Here is a 19,205-nt window from a genome sequence, read left to right as displayed (position 1 = left end):
GTTTAAGTCCATGCAGCACCTAACTACCCCGTTGCTAACTCTGATCTCCTAACAGCTTTGCAGCCGTATCACCGATCAGGCGAATCCCCTTTTCGATGTCTTCCTCGGACACCCGCGAAAAACCAATTCGCATCGTGTTCCGTCCTCCGCCGTCAACGTAGAACATATCCCCCGGAGTAAAAAGGACGCCCTGATCTGCACAAAGTTCGAGCAGCTTCCACGTATCGAAGTCCTCCGGAAACTCCAGAAACAGATGTAACCCGCCGCTGCCCGACAGCCGGGAGAATGGCACGTACCGCTCGCAGCAGGCCTTCGTCCATTCGTACTTCCGCCGATATTCGGCCCTGGCCCGTTTCAGATATTTTTCGAGATTCCCGTTCAGCAAGTATTGATACAGCAGGGATTGGTCCAACGTTGAGGTATGAATGCTGCGCGCCCGTTTGACGCTTTCCAGCACCTCGATCAGCTCCCGGTCTGCTAAGATCCAGCCGACACGAATCCCCGGGAACAGCACCTTCGAGAAACTTCCCAAATACACCACGCCGTTCCCCTGCCCTGCCATCGCAATCAACGGCGCGACGTGGGAGCCGGAATACCTCAGCTCCTCATTAAATCCATCCTCGATCACCGGCACCCGGTAGCGGCCGAGCAGCTCTAGTATCGCCAGCCGTTTCTCAGCGGACGTCACGATCCCGGTTGGGTTATGATAGGAAGGAACGAGGAACGCGCCGTCAAAAGCCTGCGTCTTCAGCTCGCGCTCCAGCGCTGCCAGGTCCAGGCCGTCCGGCTCCATCGGAATCCCGGTGATCTCGAACCCGTGCCGCCGCAAATTTTTGATCGCGGTTTGGTGTGTTGGGTTTTCGCATAACATGCGTCCGCCCGCACTGCCATCCCGCCCAAGGGCTGATAACACGATGTCCAGCCCTTCCGTAAAGCCGCTGGTGATCAGCAAATCCTTGCCTTGCAGATCCACGCCTTTACGTTCCATATAGTTCAGCAAATAATCGATAAGTGGTTTATATCCTTTAGCGTATCCATAGTTCAATAAGACGCGGCCTTCCACCGCCATCCGATCCAAGAATGCGCGTTTGACGTTCTCCAGATCAAACAGCTCCTCGTCAGGGGCGATGCTCGTAAACAAAATGGCGCCTTTCGCCGCCCGCAGGCCGGGACTGCTGCGTTTCATATGGTCGAGCTCCACGGACAGCCGGGCTTGCCGATTCATCCGCTCGCGCCAATCCATCCGCCAGGTGGGGACCGCCTGCCCGCTTGGTGCAGAGGCCTCGGCGACGAAGTTCCCTTTCCCCGTGACAGCATACACTAGCCCCTCATCCTGCAAGGCTTCATAGGCAGCAATGATACTGCCCCGGCTGACGCCCAGCAGTTCCGACAGTTCCCGTGTTGAGGGAAGCCGTTGCCCGGCCTGCAAAGCGCCTTGCATCATTAGTCGTTTGATATAATTTTTCACCTGCACGTAAACCGGCGTTTCCGCCACAAGCTTAAATTCATGAAACACCCTGTATCGCCCCCACCCTCATGATGGCATATTCCAGGCCAAAAATAAAAGAACCACCCTCCCGCATTTTTCGGAGGAAGGTGGTTCTTCCGCTTATACCATCACTTTGCAAATATCGTTCGTAAATTCAACTGGATCGTTGATTGGCAGCCCTTCAATCAGCAGCGCCTGATTGTACAGCAGGTTCGTGTACAAGGCCAGCTTCTCTTTGTCGCTCTCGTAAGCCTTCTTCAGCGACTGGAAGACGTCGTGGTTCACGTTGATCTCCAGCACTTTTTCGGCTTTAACCGACTGGCCGTTCGAGCCTGGCATCGAGTTCAGTACCTTTTCCATCTCGATCGTCAGCTCACCTTCCGTCGACAAGCAGACCGGATGGGATTTCAGACGTTTGGACGCTTTAACTTCCTTCACCTTGCCCGCCAGCAGGTCCTTCATTGCGGCGAACAATTCCTTGTTCTCATCCGTATTCGCCTTATCTTCGGAATTCTCGGCTTCGATGCCCAAATCACCGCTCGATACCGATTTAAATTCCTTATCCTTGTATTTCATGATCATCTTGATCGCGAACTCGTCAATGTCGTCGGTGAAATACAGGATCTCGTATCCTTTATCCAGCACCAGCTCGGTTTGCGGCAGCTTCTCCAGCCGTTCTACCGATTCACCGGCAGCATAATAAATATACTTCTGGTCTTCCGGCATGCGGGAGACGTATTCATCCAGCGTAACAAGCTTCTTCTCCTTGGACGAAGTGAACAGCAGCAGATCCTGCAGCACGTCCTTGTTGATGCCGTAGTCGTTGTACACGCCAAACTTCAGCTGGCGGCCAAACGAAGCGTAGAACTTCTCGTATTTCTCACGGTCTTCCTTCAGCAGCGTTTGCAGCTGGCTCTTGATCTTGCTTTGGATGTTCTTCGCAATCAACTTCAACTGGCGGTCATGCTGCAGCATTTCCCGAGAAATGTTGAGCGACAGATCCTCGGAATCGACCATCCCTTTGACAAAGCTGAAATAGTCCGGCAGCAGATCCGGGCACTTATTCATGATCAGCACGCCGTTGGAGTAGAGCTCCAACCCTTTTTCGTATTCCTTGGTGTAATAGTCAAACGGCGTCTTCTCCGGAATATACAAAATCGCATTGTACACGACCGCGCCGTCAGCCTTGATATGGATATGCGATACCGGTTTATCGAACCCGTAGCGCTTCTCCATGTAAAAGTTGACATAATCCTCTTCCGTCAGTTCGGATTTGTTCTTGCGCCAGATCGGCACCATGCTGTTGATGGTTTGCTCTTCGGTGTACGTCTCGTATTCGCCTTCGCTGCCTTCCTTCGGCCGGCTGTTCGTGACGTCCATCTTGATCGGATAACGGATGAAATCCGAATATTTCTTGATAATCGACTTCAGACGGTATTCCTCGAGGTATTCGTCATATTGGTCGTCTTCGGAGTTTTCTTTGATCTTCAAAATAATATCCGTACCCACCGTTTCCTTCTCACACGGTTCGATCGTGTAGCCGTCCGCCCCTTTGGACTCCCATTTGTAGGCCTCGTCCGAACCCAGCGCCCGGCTGATCACGGTAACCACGTCGGCGACCATAAATGCGGAATAGAAGCCGACACCAAACTGCCCGATAATGTTATGACCATCCTTCAGTTCATTTTCGTTCTTAAACGCATACGAACCGCTGTTGGCGATAGTCCCCAGGTGCTTCTCCAGCTCTTCCTTGGTCATGCCGATCCCGGTATCGGAAATCGTCAAGGTGCGGTTTGCTTTATCCGGCTTAATCTTAATAAAATAGTCGTCCTTGTTAAATACCAGCTTGTCATCCGTTAACGCCCGATAATAAATCTTATCAATGGCATCGCTGGCGTTCGAAATCAGCTCACGCAGAAAAATTTCCCGCTGTGTGTAAATCGAGTTGATCATCATTTCCAGCAGTCGTTTAGATTCTGCTTTAAACTGCTTTTTCGCCATGAATCGGATCTCCTTCCTTTCACCCCATGGGGGAACTTGTCTTACAACATATTAGCACTCTACAAGGAAGAGTGCTAATTCCTAGTTTTTAGTTTATCGATCCCCAATTCGAGTGTCAATACATCCTAGGGGGCGAGCGGCGTATAGCCCGTTTGCTCCACTAAATACTGCCCTTGCGGGGAGCGAATCCATTCGATCAGCTTCTCCACGTTCGGATTGTCACTGCCCGCCGTTACCGCGTAAAACTCGGCCGCAAACGGATATTCGCCGCTGGCAATCGTCGCTCGTTCCGGCTTCACGCCGTCGATGGCCAACAGGCGGATATTCCCGTTTTTCACCATCTCGGTGGCATAAAACAAGAACGAATAGCCCAGCGCGTTTTTGTAGTTGCGGTAATCCGCGGTCCGCGAAATGATGCCACCCATCCCGGAGGCCACATTCTCCTTGGGCGGTTTGGCGAGCTCCCGTCCGTCCATCACCCGTATCAGCATCGTCTGGCTTCCGCTATCCTCCGGGCGCTGAAACGCGCGGATCCGCTCATCGCGGCCCCCCACTTCACTCCATCGGGTAATTTCCCCCGAGTAGATCCCACGGATCTGCTCCGTCGTTAACCCGGTTACCGGATTCGACGCATTCACGAAAAAGACAAACGCCTCACGGCCGATCGGGGTGAGCTTTAATTCCTTCCCTTCCTTGCGGGCGGCGGCTATTTGCCCCTCCGACGGCGCGGCGGCGAAAATGATATCCGCCCGGCCTTCGATTAAATTCTTATAAGCCACAGGTGTCGTATTCACCATGACCTCGCTGTCGTAGAGATCATAATCCTGGCGCGGATATACGGTCTGCGCAAACGCTGCATACAGAGGATAAAGTGCCGTTGCTCCGTCAAGCCGCGGTAAATCCTCCGTTAATGTCAATTTGGACGGTTCCGGCAGCACGGCCAGCTTCCCCGTGTCCGCAAACGGCCGATACGGCCTCATATCTACCTCCTGGTCGCTGACGACCGGAATGCTGTTGTGGTAAGCTTTGCGAATCTCGTATCCCCCTGTTGTCAAGCCGCCCAAGATCACGACGGCAAGCAGCGAGAAATACAACTTGCGACGGTGCCGCTCCGGCAAGAACATAAAGAAAGCCAGAAAGACGACCAACACGGCCGCCGCAACCAGCACCAAAGGCGTATAGAACACCGCTCCGCCGGAGAATGACACGATTAAACCGGCAAAAAATCCTAAGAATAAAATCACACTAGACAACAGGACACAGAGCACAATTTTGGCCGCAAGCTCTCCGACGGATTTGTTCATCCTTCATTCATCCCCTTTGCTTCTTCCTCACAGTTATAGATCGGCAAGCTAATCGTAAACTTCGTCCCCGCTCCGGGTGCGCTTTGCACGCTCACCGTGCCGCCGAACGAAAGAATCGCCTGGTAGGAGAAAGTCACCTCGAGATTGGTAGGCTCCTGCTTATCGCCAACCGGCTTGGATATCGCTAGGTACTCGGATAACCCGCTCGTTTTGTGCATAGCTGATGAACAAATCCTTCTCGGTGACCGCTTTTCAGAACAAACAAAGTATGTATAAAACTTTAATTCCATGTATCTCTCTATAAACCCTTTTTCTCTGACAACAAATTTTCTCTGACAACAAAACATGGACTAGAATGCATCTTTGGCATGTCCGCCGCCTGCCGATGAGTCTGGGCTTGTGGCTGAGCAATATCTCATAGCCCTGCTCTGCCAATGGCTGTCCACCCGCATCGTCAAATGGCTCCAATGAGTGGGGAAAGATGCGGGCCCCTCTTTTCCCCTTCTTTGCAGGATTATCCCCTTTGGTCAGGGGGCCCAATGAGGTAAAAAGATGAGCATATGTTTGCGATAAATCGTCCAGACAAACGATATGTACCTATTTTTCTCACGAGAGAGGAAAGGACTTTGGAGGTAACGGTGGAATCGGTTTCCACCATTTTGCAGACGATTTTGCTAACAAGGAGGATTGCCTGGAGGTCTTGAGGAAAGGGCGGACAACCTGCGTCGGCTTTGGTCGGAGGGGTACGATCTTACCTTTTGCCTATCTTCTGATCAAACGGGATAATCCTGTAAAACGGGCCCGGACGACAGGCCTGGACCTGCCGACCGACTTACGCCCAATGCTTCTCCCTACTCTAGTTATGGGTGACAACCGCACCCGAACCGCCGTACATTTCGACTGGCTCAGCAAACTCCAGCTTCAGAACGGTAACATGCTCATGACAATCCTCCGGCGTTAAATAGATCCACGTCGTTCCCGGGATATTAAACCAGGGCACACCGCCATGAATTTCATGTTTCAGTTCTTTGCCCGAATGGAGCACGGTCACTTTTTGAATCGGATTACATAAGCCCTTGAGGCAGACGCTTTCCTTCGGGTCATCGTAAACGAACAGATATAACGTCTTCCGATCTTTCGTTAACGTGCTTCCGCCTAACCAATAGCGGGTCATGATCCCTTCGACAGTTCCATACACGGCTTCTTCATGCGCGCGTATCCAATCGCCTAACCCAAGCAAAATGACAGCTTGTCTCGGATCGATCGTTCCGTCCTCGCGGGGACCGATATTTAACAACATGTTGCCGCCCATAGAGATGCAGTCGCAGAACATACGGATAATTTGATTTAACGATTTATATTTATGATCATTGTGTTGATAGCCCCAAGATGAATTAATCGTCGTACAGAACTCCCAAGGTCCTTCGGGTCTTGTGATCGGTAGCCCTTGCTCCGGCGTTTTATAATCCCCGTGACCGGCTAGGCGTGAGTTGATGATCAGATCGGGGTTAAAAGACAGCAAAAACTCCTTAAACTCCGGCAATCCCCATTGCTCAGCACTTCGTTCCCAATCCCCGTCGAACCAGAGCAAATCAACCTTGCCATATTTCGTTAATAGTTCGCTCAGCTGATGACGATTAAACTGCAAGAACCTCTGCCACTTCGCCTCGTCCTGTTTACCGTCCAGCGGTTCCGAGAAACGGTTAACCTGGCTTAGATCCTCGGGCACAGCACCGCCTGGATACACGCTAGGATAATCAGGATGGGACCAGTCGATTAACGAATAGTACAAACCTAGTGGAATTCCCCGTTTCTTTATCGCTTCGGCATACTCTTTAACGATGTCACGTTTGGCCGGCGTTCGCTTGACCACGCTCAAATCACTGTACTGGGTATCAAACAGCGCTACGCCGTCATGATGTTTCGTCGTCAACACCGCGTACTTGGCCCCGGACTTCTCGATCAATTCCGCCCAGTGGTCGGCATCAAACCGGGAAGCTGTGAACCCGTCCAATTGTTTCATGTAATCCTCATACGAGATCACGCCGTTATGAAAGGACCAAGATTCGGAAACACCGTCAACCGCGTAAATCCCGTAATGGATAAAGATCCCCAGCTTGGCGTCTTCAAACCATGGTAACATCGCTATTCCCCCTCTATGCTTGTTCCTCCTAACGATAGGCGATTGCAGCATGAGGGGTAAATATGTTGTTTTTACGACGGATATGTCATTTTGAAGATCATCTGCTTAAAAAGGGGGGTCCCCAAAGGAACACCCCCGTTTATCTTCTGCGGTTTAGATATCAAACACGCTGCGAACCGTGAGCCGCTCTTGCAGCTCGGTTAATGCCGCCGGACGGCTCAGAGTCGATTTGGCGATGGTGACCGTCTTCTTCGATCCGCCGGACAAATCGAAATAATTGTCGCTAAAGATGGCGTCCAGCCCCGTAAAATCCAGCTCTACGAACCGAGCATACGCTTCTGCGGTCAGCGTGATCGTAAAGCGGTCTTCCGCCTCCGTGATCACGGCTTGGATGTTCGGATTGGCGAATTCGAAATGCTTCGCTTTGACGAACAGGACCGTGCCGCCGCTGACGATCTCTCCGTCTTCCTCCCAAGCATATTCGAGATAGGTGCTCCGCAGCTTCGCTTTGGTGTCCAGCTCTCCGGCAAAATCAAGCTGCTCCAGCTCCACGCTGGTAAACGGAGCGACTTCCGCCGCCCGTTCTCCCTGCCGAAGCACTTCGGAGCAGGCATTCCGCAGCGTCCAGACCAGCTTGCCCTTCGCGGTCTGCTTGCTTTCGTTAGATACGTGCAAGGCGACTCGTGTACCTTCCTCGCAGGCCGACGCCAACACGGGAGCAAAGAAGCGCTTGGCCTCATATTGCAGCGCCTTCCATCTGCCGTAGTAATCGATGCTCGACCAAGAGGCTACCGGCCAAATGTCGTTGAGCTGCCAGTACAATGCCCCCATGCAGCGGCCGCGGTTGCGACGCCAATGCTCGACTCCGCAACGCATGCCTTCGGCTTGAACCAGTTGGGAGGCATACAGCAGGGACGAGAAATCCTTGGGATAACGGTACGTTTCCCCGATGTAGTAGAGGATTTTTTCGTTCCCCGTCCCGTTTTTCTGATGAGATTCCATTACATAAGAGAAAATATTCCGGTCCTCCGGCAGCGTAAACGTCTCCACCGTCTTCAGCGACGGGAATGACTGCAGCCCGAACTCCGACATGTAACGCGGGTAGATGGTGCGGTAGGCGGTGAAAGGCTTCTTGCCGTGCCACACATCCCAGTAATGCATGTCCCCGTAATTTTCGTCATTCGGCTTGTCGAAGCTCCCCTTCGAGGACGGCGAGGCCCGCCAGTAGAACGTATTCGGATCGATTTCCTTCGCGATCTCCGGCAGCAGCACCTCATACATCTTGATGTAGTCCGCTTGCAGTTGCAGCGAGGTTTGCTCCGCCCAATTCCACTCATCCCAGGCCATCTCCTGCTCGTTGTTCCCGCACCAAAGCCCCAGCGAAGCGTGATGGCGCAGCCGCTTCATATTGTCGATCGTCTCCTGCGTGATGTTCGCCTTGAATTCCTCGGTCAACTCATAGACGCCACACGCGTACATATGGTCCTGCCACACCACGATCCCGTATTCATCACATAAATCGTAAAAATAATCCTCCGGATAATGTCCCCCGCCCCAGACGCGGATCGTATTAAAGTTGGCTTCAGCACAGCTGCGGATCAGGTGTTCTGTCCGCTCTCGGCTGCGCCGCGGAAAGATGTTGTCCTCAGGAACATAATCCGCCCCCATGGAAAAGAACGGAATCCCGTTCACGACAAACTGGAACGATTCGCCCCATTCGTCTTCTTCCTGCAGCACCGTCAGGGTGCGCAGGCCGATGTGCAGGTCGTGCCGGTCCAGCTCCCGGCCTTGCTCGCTAAGCACAACCTCCACTTCGTATAGCGGCTGCTCGCCGAGCCCGTTGGGCCACCACAGCTCCGGATTTAGGATCTCTACCGGAATATGCCGCTCTCGGAGAGTGCCATTTGCCCCAGCGGTGGATTGCTCATTTTGCTCCAAAACCTGGGTTTCCAGCACATGGCCCGACGGACTGGTTACGCGGACCGTGATCTCCCGGTTCCCTTCCGCCCAGCTATCCGTCCGCACGCGTACATCCAAGCTGACCTTGCCGGGCTCGTGGGTTTGCGTGATGTACACATCTTCGATCCGGGAACGATCGTAACCGCGGATGGTCATGTCCCTCCAGATCCCGAGGTCTGGCAGCTGCGGCCCCCAATCCCAGCCGAACATCGAATGCGCCTTACGCAGATGGGAAATCCCCGGCACGGCGTCAGCACAGCCGATCAGCGGCCGTTCCGCCTGCTTGCGCAGCACGTATTCAACCGGCGAACGCAAAATCACGTGAATGTGATTTTCCCCGAGAATCAGCTGCGATTTGATGTCAACTTCGTACGTCCGGTGCATATTGTCTGCGTTCAGAATGAGCGTCCCATTCAAGTACACCTCAGCCAGGGTATCCAACCCCTCGCAAAGCAGCACCACCCGGTCATGGTCCAACGTGGGCTCGTCCACCTGAAAGGTCCGTTCATATTCATAATCGTATTTCGAAAGCTCCAGTACCTCGTACTCCTGATCGCGGTAATACGGGTCCGGCATTTGTCCGGCATTCAACAAATCATAATAAACCGAACCCGGCACGGTTCCCGGGAGCCATTCCGTCTGGTCCAGCCGTTTCATCCGCCAAGCTCCGCCCAAGTCGACAAGCAGCATTGTTTTGCCTCCTCATGTACTTTTTTATCCTGACCATGGTTTGATTGTACTAAAGAGGCTGGATATTTTCTTGTATTGTCTTCACCTAAGTCATGTGCTATTTTAACACCATCTTGTTGTGGAGAGGTGTCTTCCATGCTGAAATATACCGAGGAAAACTACATTGATCCGGAGGTGCCGGTCAACCCGTTTCGGGTGGAGGCCTTGTCTCAGGTTTCGCCGGAGCATACCCATGATTTCTATGAATTTTTCGTAATTGAAGCAGGGAGCTGCCGCCATGTTGTGAATGGGGAGACCCAATTGCTACAGGCGGGTTGCCTGGTCTTCATCCGGCCGGAGGATATCCATCGATACGAGCAGAACGGGGAGGAGGACTGCCGGTTTTACAATGTTCCCTGCCGGCATAGCTTGATGGACGAAGCGATGGCTTTTTTGGGGGAGGAAGAGATCGCCGAGCGGCTGCTGCAATCGCATCTGCCCCAGGTGGCCCTGCTGTCGCCAACCGAAGTTGGCGAATTCGTCGCCTTATTCGAACGCATCAAGCTGTTGTCCTCCATCGACAAACAGAAGGCCCGCCTCGTCCTCAAAAGCGGACTGATCGACCTGCTAACCCGTTACTTTTTTAACCCGAATCCGGTCAAGCAGGAGGAGATTCCATTATGGCTGGAGCATGCACTCAGCAAAATGCAGCTGAAAGAAAATCTCCACCGCGGGCTTCCCGCCTTGTATGAATTGTCCGGAAGAAGCATCGGCCACGTGAACCGCGCCTTCCGCCGATATCTGCAGCAGACGCCAACGGAATATTTGAACCAGCTGAAGCTGAGCGCAGCCCGCAACCTGCTGCTGACGACGGAGCTGCGCGTGGTGGAAATCGCCCTGGAGTGCGGGTTCGAGAACGTCAGCCATTTTTATCATCAATTCAAAAAATGGTACCACCAAGCGCCGCTGGATTTGCGCCGGAATCGCCAAGCCATCCCTGTGTCGACAGCCAGTCCTGGGGCAACGCGGCGGCCGGACTAATTCCGGCTTTGCGTCGCTACTTCTTGTCCACCTGCACCAGCGTGACTTGTTTGATGGAGAACGTTCCTTCCAGCTTTTCCTCGGGGATTACGTTCAGCTTCACGAGTCCGGCGATCTTCTGGGCGTCCGCTTTGGAAACCAAACGCCACACGCCAGGATCGGGAAGCGCTTCGTAAAGCTTACGATCATCGTACTCCTTCCGTTCCTGGCGGATGGTTCTAACCCGGTATTCCCCCACGTCCAGCTCCGAAATGCCTTGTTCCTGAAAATGTTCTAAAATTTCGCCACGTAATGCGGCCAGCTCTTGCTCCGTTTCTTTCTGCAGCTGTTTTAGTTCATGATAACGACGTACTTTCTGTTCCACTTGTCCACGCTCCTTCGGTGAGATCGAACCTTACCTCATGTATATGAAAACCGCCGCCGGCATCATGCGCACCGACGGCGGAACGTTCAAATCTTATTTGGTAAAATCTTTGAAGATGCGGTACACCACGACGGCTGCCTCAGCTCGGGTCGTTGGCGATTCGGCCTCGAAGCGGTTCCCCGCCTTGCCGTTCATGATGCCAAGGCTCGTGACTTTGGCTACCGCCTCGGCGGCCCAAGCTGGAATGCGAGCTTGATCGGCAAAGCTGTGATTCGCTCCGCCTTCCCCTGCGGATTGGCCCAGGACCTCCAGCGCCTTCGCCAAAACCACTGCGATTTCACCGCGAGTAATCGGTTGGTCCGGCGCAAAAGTACCGTTGGAATAACCGCTGATCAGCCCCTTGGATGTCGCAAACTTCACGGCCTCCTCGTACCAGCTTCCTGCAGGAACGTCAAGGAAGGAAATCTGGCTAGCTGCGTTTGGATCAGCCTTCAATTCCAGTGCCCGAACCAGCATGGATACGAATTCCGCCCGAGTGACTTGCGATGTCGGATGGAAGTTACTGTCGATGGATCCAGCGAGAATGTCTTTCGATGCCAGAATTTCGATCGCATCCACCGCCCAAGCGAACTTCGCTGGGGTGACATCAGCAAAGGTGACGTTCTTGGCCAGATAGATGTAACGGCTAGAGCCGTACAGGTTCGCAACCACTTTACCGTCCTTCAATCGTCCGAAGAATTGAGTTAATTCTCCGTTGTCCCCCAGCTTGAACAGGCTGATCTTCCCGCCATGGATTGCTTCAGGATTCAATGCCGTCAGCGGGATTGCGGCTTCGGCTGGCTTGCTGAGCTGGATATTTTCCAGCGCTTTCCCGTCTTTCGCTAAAATGTTGATATCATAATAGATTCCAAACGGTTGAACTTCTGCTGGCAGCTTCAATCCTTCCAGCAGCTTCTTCGTTTCTTCCTCGGTTGCCGGCGTGACTTGGACATAAGCGGCATCCGGGGAAGTGATCGCGCCTTCCGGAATCGTTAACGTAAACCCATTTGGCAGCTTCACCACCGTTGGTTCGCCTGCCTTGATGGCTACGGCATCCTTAGGTATTGCTGGTTTAGTTGGCGTCGTTGTTGGTGTCGTGGTTGGCGTAGAAGTGGAACCGCCGCTGCTGGATCCGCCTCCGCCACCGTTGCCGCCGCTATTACCTCCGCCATTGCCTCCGCCGCCATTGTTAGGCGGGTCAGCTGGGGTGACTGTGACCTGGACGGACTTCGACAAACCTTGGGAAGTCACGTCGATCGTGGTAGAGCCTGCTTTCAAGGCCGTAACCAGTCCCGTACTTGAAACGGCAGCAATCAGCGGATCTCTCGATACGTATACCGCATCTGTCACAGAGGTTTCATTGCCATCCGCATCCCGATAAGTCACTGCTAACTGGTTGCTTTTTCCAACTTTCAGAGTCAGAGAAGGTGGTGTAACGATCAGCGAAGGTTCCCCTGGTTCTGGTTCTTCGCCGCCTTCAGCAGTAACAGTCACATGAACAGTTTGGGAGAGACCTTCGTGCACAACCTCAATCGTTGTCGTTCCTTCCGCTACCCCGGTCACGATACCTTGATCGACAGTCGCGATCGTGGAGTCCGCCACGGTATATTCCGCTGCTGCTGTGACGTCACTCTCCTCACCGTTTGCCGCTTTATACGTTACGGTGAGCGCTTGAACTTCATCTACTTGAAGATCCAAGCTCTCCGGATTCACCCGCAGCTCTGGTTGTTCTTCATTGCCTTCAGCGGTTACGGTTACATTAACGGTCTTCGAGATTCCTTCGTACGCAACTTCAATCGTGGTCGTTCCTTCTGCTACCCCGGTTACGACGCCTTGGTCAACTGTCGCGATAGTCGAGTCAGCTACGGAATATTCTGCTGCTACTGTGACGTCGCTCTCCTCACCGTTTGCCGCTTTATACGTTACGGTGAGTTGTTCGGTATCTCCTGCTTGCAGCGTCAGATTTTCAGTGTTAACGATCAATTCCGGTTCTGTAGCGTGGTTGTAGCTAAACACATGTGCCGGATCCCAGAACCCATTCCCGGCCAAGTCATAGATGTACACTTCATATTCGTTGTCGCCAGGATATACGGGAACCTCAATTTTGAAATTCCCTTGGTTATCAATAGTGCCAAACCGATAATCTACATTGCCCTCTGGATCTGCAAACCACGCCTCGACACCAATCACAAGCTCCATATCCAGCCCGCCGAAGTTCACGAGATAATTAATCAGCATATCCTCCGTCACTTCGCCGGAGATGACTCCCGTTTGACCAGAGCTCTTCACTGTCAATGGCGGTTCACTAAGATGGGATACCGGTGCCGTCGTATCGACGAAGAATACATAAGCAGAGTCTTCCGAAGGAACGGAGTCAAACAAGGATGTTCCAGTATAAGGGATCAGCAGGTATCCGCCATCGGGAAGTAACACTTCGTCGTAATTTTCATCAAAAACACTTCCGTCCCAACCTCTCAAAGTATAGCTGCCGGGATCAATGCCTTGATCGGTTTCAAAGACCACGCCCTGCCAATTTCCGTTCAGATCATGGACTTCCAGCGAGAAGTAATCGGTATATTCATTCACCGTGAATGAGATGTCTGTAGTATCATAAAGTCCATCGTTATTCGGCGAAATCGGGTTGCTGGACAGATCTACATCCGTCACCACATCCACCTGCGGCGTATCACCAACGTAGACCGATACCGGCAGGTTAATCACATGCCCGGTTGCCGTTTCGGTCAGGATCACTTCACCTTCATACCGTTGGTTGGCGGCTTCTTCCGGCACGACAACTTCGACGTCGAAGCTGGTTTCCCCGCCAGCGCTGACCGCAACCTCTGCCGCAGACAAGGTTAGGTCAATCGATGCATTGCCATACCAATGCGAACTGACCGTGTAGGTCGAGGACTCCCCGACGATGTCCTTCACGATCACATGTTGTTTGGCAGAAAAGCCGTTGCCAACATATCCAAACGACAGGCTGCCCGTATAAAAAGTTTCCGGGAGATCCCCATCCACATAAGGCGTCGAATCCTCTGCCATCGCTACCGCTTTGGCCTCCAGAACCTGATCCAGCGCGACCCGACCGGCCCCTTGATCCATGTGGGTATAGCGGTCACCGTTCCGATCGCTGAGTTTCACGGTATTATTCATCAATAAGGACTTTACTTCATAAGGCGTCAGGTTTGGATATTTTTGCAGCACGAGGGCTGCTGCACCTGCAATGTGCGGCGCGGCCATACTGGTGCCGTTTTGAGCGGCATACCAGCCTTCATAATCCGGCACGCTGGAGCGAACGCTCATCCCTGGTGCGGAAATGTCCGGTTTGAGGTCATACCCCGGTTTGGCTGGTCCACGCGAGCTAAAGCCCGCCATAATATCTTCTTCTATCGTTGTACTGAATTCAGCAGACAGCTCCTGTTCCTTCAAAGCCTCCCGAATTCGTCCCCCATACGCTCCAGAAAGAGCGTAAACCGGGATTTGAACATCTGCGTCCCCCAACGTCCCGCTTTCCAAAGCTTCCGGCACGTTGTTGAACACAATCGCGGCGGCCGCACCCGCGGCTTGGGCGTTGAGCGCTTTTTCCGCGAAGGAAATCTCACCGCGTTTGATAAAGGCGATTTTTCCGTTCAAGTCCTTACCCGCATAATCCGCTGCTTTCCCGAGTCCAACATCCACCAACGGGTAAGACTCGGTTAAATCCTCGATCCCGGCGGACTTATCAAACGTATCCATAAAGAAGCCTTCTCCGCCCATCGCCGGAATCCGCATAATCGGCGTGACGAGCGGCGGCTTGGATGCGCCAACCGTAATCGCCAGCTCCGAACTGCCCGGATCGGTCACCGTCGCAGCCCCCGGTCCGGAGTTGCCGCTGGATACCACGGCCACAACGCCGGCTTTCATCGCATTGTTGACCGCAATCGAGTCGGCGGAGCGCTGGTTATTGGTGTTGGAGCCCAGCGACAGATTGATGACATCCATGCCATCCACGACTGCACGCTCGATACCGGCGATCACATCCTCCGTCGTACCGCTGCCGTATGGACCTAACACCTTATAAGCGTAAATTTCCGCTTCTGGTGCGACCCCTTTGGTCCCTGCCAGTTCATCCGTGCCAACGCCACGACCGGCTACGATTCCCGAGACGTGGCTGCCGTGCGAAGTATAGTAAGCTCTGCCGTTTTCATCAAACTCAGGCAGCGACGGATTCTGGGCATGTGCATCCAAATAATCCTGCTTCGTTGTTTCGTAGGGCTCGGAATCATCGTTCACAAAGTCATAACCCCAATACCCATCCGGAACCGCATCCGCCAAATCGGGATGGTCCTTCGCCACACCGGTATCGATGACCCCAACTTTAATCCCCTGGCCTTCGTTTCCTTCGGCCCAGAAGTCACCGCTGCCGATAAACGACACGCTGTCCAGCGGCGCAGTCGGAGTCTCTTCCTCCTCCGTGGCATAGACCGTTTCGTTAGGATAAACGGCCTTCACTCCCGGAAGCTTGAGCAGATTTTCGATCTCATTGGCCGGAAGGGTCAGCGAATACCCGTTAAAAATATTTTCGTACTCGCGTTTAATTTTGGCCTTCAGTTTACCAACCGCTTGCGTCTTGAACGTTTGCTGCTGCAAATCGATCGCCTTTCTGTGGGAGCTCAGCGAATGGCTTGTTTTCATTTTGCTCTGCGTAGCCTCAAACACCTTTAACGGCGCTTCCTGCAGCTCGACGATGACCGTCGTTAACTCGCTGCCGTCCGTAAGCGGAACGAAGTTTTGCGGTTGAACCGCGGCCGCTTCGGCGTCCTGGCGTTCCAGCTGCAACTTATTGCCTGCGGGAGAGGCTTGACCCAAAACCTCCCGTTGCTCTCTGCCTTTCAGCTGAACGTCCGATACTTGCTTACGCAGCGCTTCCTGCGTCACGGCGTCCTGATTCAACCGGGGAACGCCGTCCCTCCTTGCATCGGCTCCCGCCAAAGCGTCGCCTTCGGCTCCTGCCATCGGCAGAAGCAGCGTAAATGCCAGGAGGAAGCTTAAGATTCCTGCAACGACTTTCTTGCTCAAACTCTCATCTCCCTCACCGTTCATAGTTTTCAAGGAGCCTATACAAGCTGCTGACTTTATATCTATTGGGTGAGGTTTCGATATATTCCCACTTTTATGGCACATAAGCAGTAAAAGGGTAAAAAAATACGCCTACCCAATTCAGGTAAGCGCATCCATATGTAGTAGATTCGGTTATTCTGCCATTGTCGCAAACAGTTGCTTCTTCAGCTCCCGATTTTTTTCAATGAACAGATCATTATGCGAGGAGACCATTCCATATGCCTCTGCCTCCGGGTTGATGTACTGTTTGGCTCGGTTCACAGCGTTCGCCGCATCCTGAAAAGCCCCGGCGATCAGATGCAGCTTGCCTTCATAAGACAAAATATCCCCCGCAGCAAAAATCCCCTCCACCGTGGTTTCACTCATGGCCGTTCCTTTTACGCCGTACTCGTTCGCCATTTCGATCTTGACTTCACTGTTTTCCAGCAGCGCCTTATCCCGTTCATACCCGTGGCTGACCACCACCTCATCCACTTCCAGCTCGACGATGGAGCCGTCCTCATGGTTTTGAATCCATACGCTGCGGATGGAATCTCCGCCCTTGGCGCCGGTCAATTTCACGATCGACGTGTTCAACAGGCAAGCCACATCGTTCTTCATCAGCTTCGTCACCTCAGCCTCGTGGCCTTTCAGCGTTTCTTTTCGGTACGTCAGATAGACCTTCTTCGCAATCGGAGCCAGCTCGTTCGCCCAATCGATCGCGGTATTCCCGCCGCCGGAGATCAGCACGGTTTTGCCTTTGAACCGGCCCAGCGATTTCACCGTATAGTGGAGATTCGTCACTTCGAATCGTTCCGCCCCTTCGATGTCGAGCTTCGTGGGCTTCAGAATCCCGCCGCCGATGGCCAGGATGATCGTTTTGGAGTAGTGTTTGGCTCCCGATGCAGTATGCAATGTAAAAATGCGATCCTCGCCCCGAGAAATCGAAGTCACCTTTTCACCTAGCACAACTTCCGGTTGGAACGTCATTCCCTGCTCGATCAATTGCTGGATCAGCTGTTCTCCAGTGACCGGCGTCAGGCCGCCGACGTCCCAAATCATTTTCTCCGGATACACATTCACTTTGCCGCCAAGAAAAGGCTGATACTCGATCAGCTTCGTCTTCATCTCGCGCAAGCCGCTATAAAAGGCCGAATACAACCCGGCAGGGCCGCCTCCGATAATCGTGACATCATATACGGTTGGTTCCATCGTCGTTACCTCTCCTTTTTTATCACGTAAACAAAGTAAATGATCTACTTGGATGGAACCATCGTATCATATCTAATTGAGAATGAAAATCATTATTATCTAAATTTTTTTGCTTTTTTCTCTTAAAAAGCGAATCCTTTCCCGCCCGCGCCTCGCTGCCGCGAATAAAATATTCGTAGCGTCCAAGATTCCGCAGCGCTCTGTCATCCCGTTGCCAAACCCATTCCATCAGCTGCATACTTTCGCTCAGGTCTTCGGCGTACAAGTGATCTTTCCCCCACTTGACACCTTTCATTAAATTGTTTATAAATAAATTGTAGGAAATTTAATTTTACTAAATATAAATAGAGGCTAAAGGATGTGTGTCGAATGAGAGTAGACATGACGAACCTGACGAAAGAAAAACTTGCGCAAAGCCTAGGCGGCCAGCCGGGGTACTTCAAGCTGGTTGGCGAATCGGAAGGGTGCAGCGCAGCCGGCGTTTATTCGCTGCATTTGGTCAGCGAGCCGCTTCCTACTGATATCGCATTTGAATCGGGCGGCTTCACCTTTTTGGTGGATCGCCAGCAAGAAATTTTGTTTGATGACGTCTTACGCTTGTTTGCCCATGAGAATTACCCAACTTACCGTTTGAGCAGCGACTCGATGTTGTACAGCAACAACGTCGTGCTGAAAGACAAACGCGTTGCTGCTACCAGCGAAGCCCTTCGCTAAACGGTCAGGGGCTTCCCTTCCTTTCCGCTTTCGGCTGCCGGATTTATGATCCGGCGGCCTTTTTGGGCTGTTTTTCTTTAACGCGTTGCCCTGCTCTTGAATCCGCCGTTTTTCTATGTCACAATGATGGGGGCATCCAGGCGCCATCGATGGAACTGGATTCGATCTCATATTTTTACATATCCGGCCCGGGTGAATAAATCATCTATTCCTAACCATAGAGGAGGATCCGATTAATGAAGACGATCAAGCTTGGTACGAGCACGCTGGAGGTCCCTGTCATTGCCGTCGGCTGTATGCGAATTAACTCGCTGGACAAAGCCGGAGCGGAACGTTTCGTCCAAACCGCGCTGGAAGAAGGCGCTAACTTTTTTGACCACGCGGATATCTACGGCGGCGGCTCCTGTGAGGAGATTTTCGCCGATGCGATTCACATGAATCCAGAAATTCGGGAGAAAATCATCCTGCAATCGAAATGCGGCATCCGCCAAGGGTTCTTTGACTTCTCGAAAGAGCATATTTTGTCGTCGGTGGACGGCATTCTGAAGCGTCTGAAAACCGAATATCTCGATGTGCTGCTGCTGCATCGTCCCGATGCCCTGGTAGAACCCGAAGAGGTTGCGGAGGCGTTCGACCAGTTGCATACCGCGGGCAAAGTACGCCATTTCGGCGTGTCCAACCAGAACCCGATGCAAATTCAACTGCTGCAAAAATACGTCAAACAGCCGATCGTCGCCAATCAGCTGCAGCTGAGCATCACGAACACGACGATGATTTCGGCCGGCATTAACGTAAATATGGAAAACGAAGCCGCCATTAACCGTGACGGCAGCGTGCTGGACTTCTGCCGCTTGAACGATATCACGATTCAGCCGTGGTCGCCGTTCCAATACGGTTTCTTTGAAGGCGTCTTCCTCGGCAACGAGAAGTTCCCTGAGCTGAACCAGAAAATTGACGAAATCGCCGCGAAATACGGCGTCACGAATACGACCATCGCCATCGCGTGGCTGCTGCGTCACCCGGCCCAAATGCAACCGGTCATCGGGACGATGAACATCGACCGCTTGAAGGACTGCATCAAAGCCAGCGACATCCGTTTGACCCGCGAGGAATGGTACGAAATTTACCGTGCTGCGGGGAACATTTTGCCGTAAGTTAAGTGTCCCTACGCGAAACAACCTAAGCCCC

Annotated in this window: 13 protein-coding genes; 3 read left to right on the top strand and 10 right to left on the bottom strand. The window is 52.8% G+C overall.

All coding sequences use genetic code 11. From position 1 onward, the window contains the following. Window positions 1-34: 34 nt before the first annotated feature. The 6 genes from NSQ80_RS04550 to NSQ80_RS04525 form a co-directional block, all read right to left on the bottom strand. Window positions 35-1,516: a PLP-dependent aminotransferase family protein gene (locus NSQ80_RS04550; protein WP_339301553.1), complete on the bottom strand. Its 1,482-nt coding sequence runs from the start codon at window positions 1,514-1,516 to the stop codon at window positions 35-37. 93 nt (window positions 1,517-1,609) lie between these two features. Further along, window positions 1,610-3,490, bottom strand: coding sequence for a molecular chaperone HtpG (htpG, locus tag NSQ80_RS04545; RefSeq protein ID WP_339301551.1), 1,881 nt, complete (start codon window positions 3,488-3,490; stop codon window positions 1,610-1,612). Between the two features lie 125 nt (window positions 3,491-3,615). Continuing rightward, the gene (locus NSQ80_RS04540; RefSeq protein WP_260069750.1) at window positions 3,616-4,794 is read right to left on the bottom strand and encodes a substrate-binding domain-containing protein; all 1,179 of its coding nucleotides are present in this window, start codon (window positions 4,792-4,794) and stop codon (window positions 3,616-3,618) included. After that, window positions 4,791-5,012 (bottom strand): ATP-binding protein, encoded by a 222-nt coding sequence (locus NSQ80_RS04535; RefSeq protein ID WP_009224616.1) that lies wholly within the window; start codon window positions 5,010-5,012, stop codon window positions 4,791-4,793. Before NSQ80_RS04535 ends, NSQ80_RS04540 begins: the two co-directional genes overlap by 4 nt. Window positions 5,013-5,650: 638 nt before the next feature. Further along, the gene (locus NSQ80_RS04530) at window positions 5,651-6,937 is read right to left on the bottom strand and encodes an alpha-L-fucosidase (RefSeq protein WP_339301547.1); all 1,287 of its coding nucleotides are present in this window, start codon (window positions 6,935-6,937) and stop codon (window positions 5,651-5,653) included. Between the two features lie 153 nt (window positions 6,938-7,090). Further along, window positions 7,091-9,586, bottom strand: coding sequence for a glycoside hydrolase family 2 protein (locus tag NSQ80_RS04525; RefSeq protein ID WP_339301545.1), 2,496 nt, complete (start codon window positions 9,584-9,586; stop codon window positions 7,091-7,093). A gap of 135 nt (window positions 9,587-9,721) precedes the next feature. Here NSQ80_RS04525 and NSQ80_RS04520 point away from each other — a divergent pair, with 135 nt between their 5' ends. Next, complete coding sequence (locus tag NSQ80_RS04520) at window positions 9,722-10,606, top strand: helix-turn-helix domain-containing protein (protein WP_009224613.1); 885 nt, start codon at window positions 9,722-9,724, stop codon at window positions 10,604-10,606. Between the two features lie 16 nt (window positions 10,607-10,622). Here NSQ80_RS04520 and NSQ80_RS04515 read toward each other — a convergent pair whose 3' ends face one another. The 4 genes from NSQ80_RS04515 to NSQ80_RS04500 all read right to left on the bottom strand — a co-directional run bounded on the left by NSQ80_RS04515 (window position 10,623) and on the right by NSQ80_RS04500 (window position 17,568). Further along, a complete protein-coding gene (locus NSQ80_RS04515) occupies window positions 10,623-10,970 on the bottom strand; it encodes a hypothetical protein (protein ID WP_009224612.1) in 348 nt (115 codons plus the stop codon). Between the two features lie 93 nt (window positions 10,971-11,063). After that, window positions 11,064-16,070 (bottom strand): S8 family serine peptidase, encoded by a 5,007-nt coding sequence (locus tag NSQ80_RS04510; RefSeq protein ID WP_339301542.1) that lies wholly within the window; start codon window positions 16,068-16,070, stop codon window positions 11,064-11,066. 174 nt (window positions 16,071-16,244) lie between these two features. Then, the gene (locus tag NSQ80_RS04505; protein ID WP_127576152.1) at window positions 16,245-17,303 is read right to left on the bottom strand and encodes an NAD(P)/FAD-dependent oxidoreductase; all 1,059 of its coding nucleotides are present in this window, start codon (window positions 17,301-17,303) and stop codon (window positions 16,245-16,247) included. 22 nt (window positions 17,304-17,325) lie between these two features. Beyond that, a complete protein-coding gene (locus tag NSQ80_RS04500; protein WP_260069745.1) occupies window positions 17,326-17,568 on the bottom strand; it encodes a hypothetical protein in 243 nt (80 codons plus the stop codon). Window positions 17,569-17,672: 104 nt separating this feature from the next. On the opposite strand from NSQ80_RS04500, the gene NSQ80_RS04495 reads away from it, so the two are divergent. Together NSQ80_RS04495 and NSQ80_RS04490 are read left to right on the top strand one after the other, a co-directional pair. Further along, window positions 17,673-18,017: an iron-sulfur cluster biosynthesis family protein gene (locus NSQ80_RS04495; RefSeq protein ID WP_036644899.1), complete on the top strand. Its 345-nt coding sequence runs from the start codon at window positions 17,673-17,675 to the stop codon at window positions 18,015-18,017. A 236-nt stretch (window positions 18,018-18,253) separates the two neighbouring features. Next, window positions 18,254-19,171: an aldo/keto reductase family oxidoreductase gene (locus NSQ80_RS04490; RefSeq protein ID WP_323075818.1), complete on the top strand. Its 918-nt coding sequence runs from the start codon at window positions 18,254-18,256 to the stop codon at window positions 19,169-19,171. The last annotated feature ends 34 nt before the right edge of the window (window positions 19,172-19,205 follow it).

Origin of the sequence: Paenibacillus sp. FSL K6-2441 (genome assembly GCF_037964765.1) — a bacterium.
Lineage (GTDB): Bacteria > Bacillota > Bacilli > Paenibacillales > Paenibacillaceae > Fontibacillus > Fontibacillus phoenicis.
This window is presented reverse-complemented; position numbering and strand designations above follow the sequence as displayed.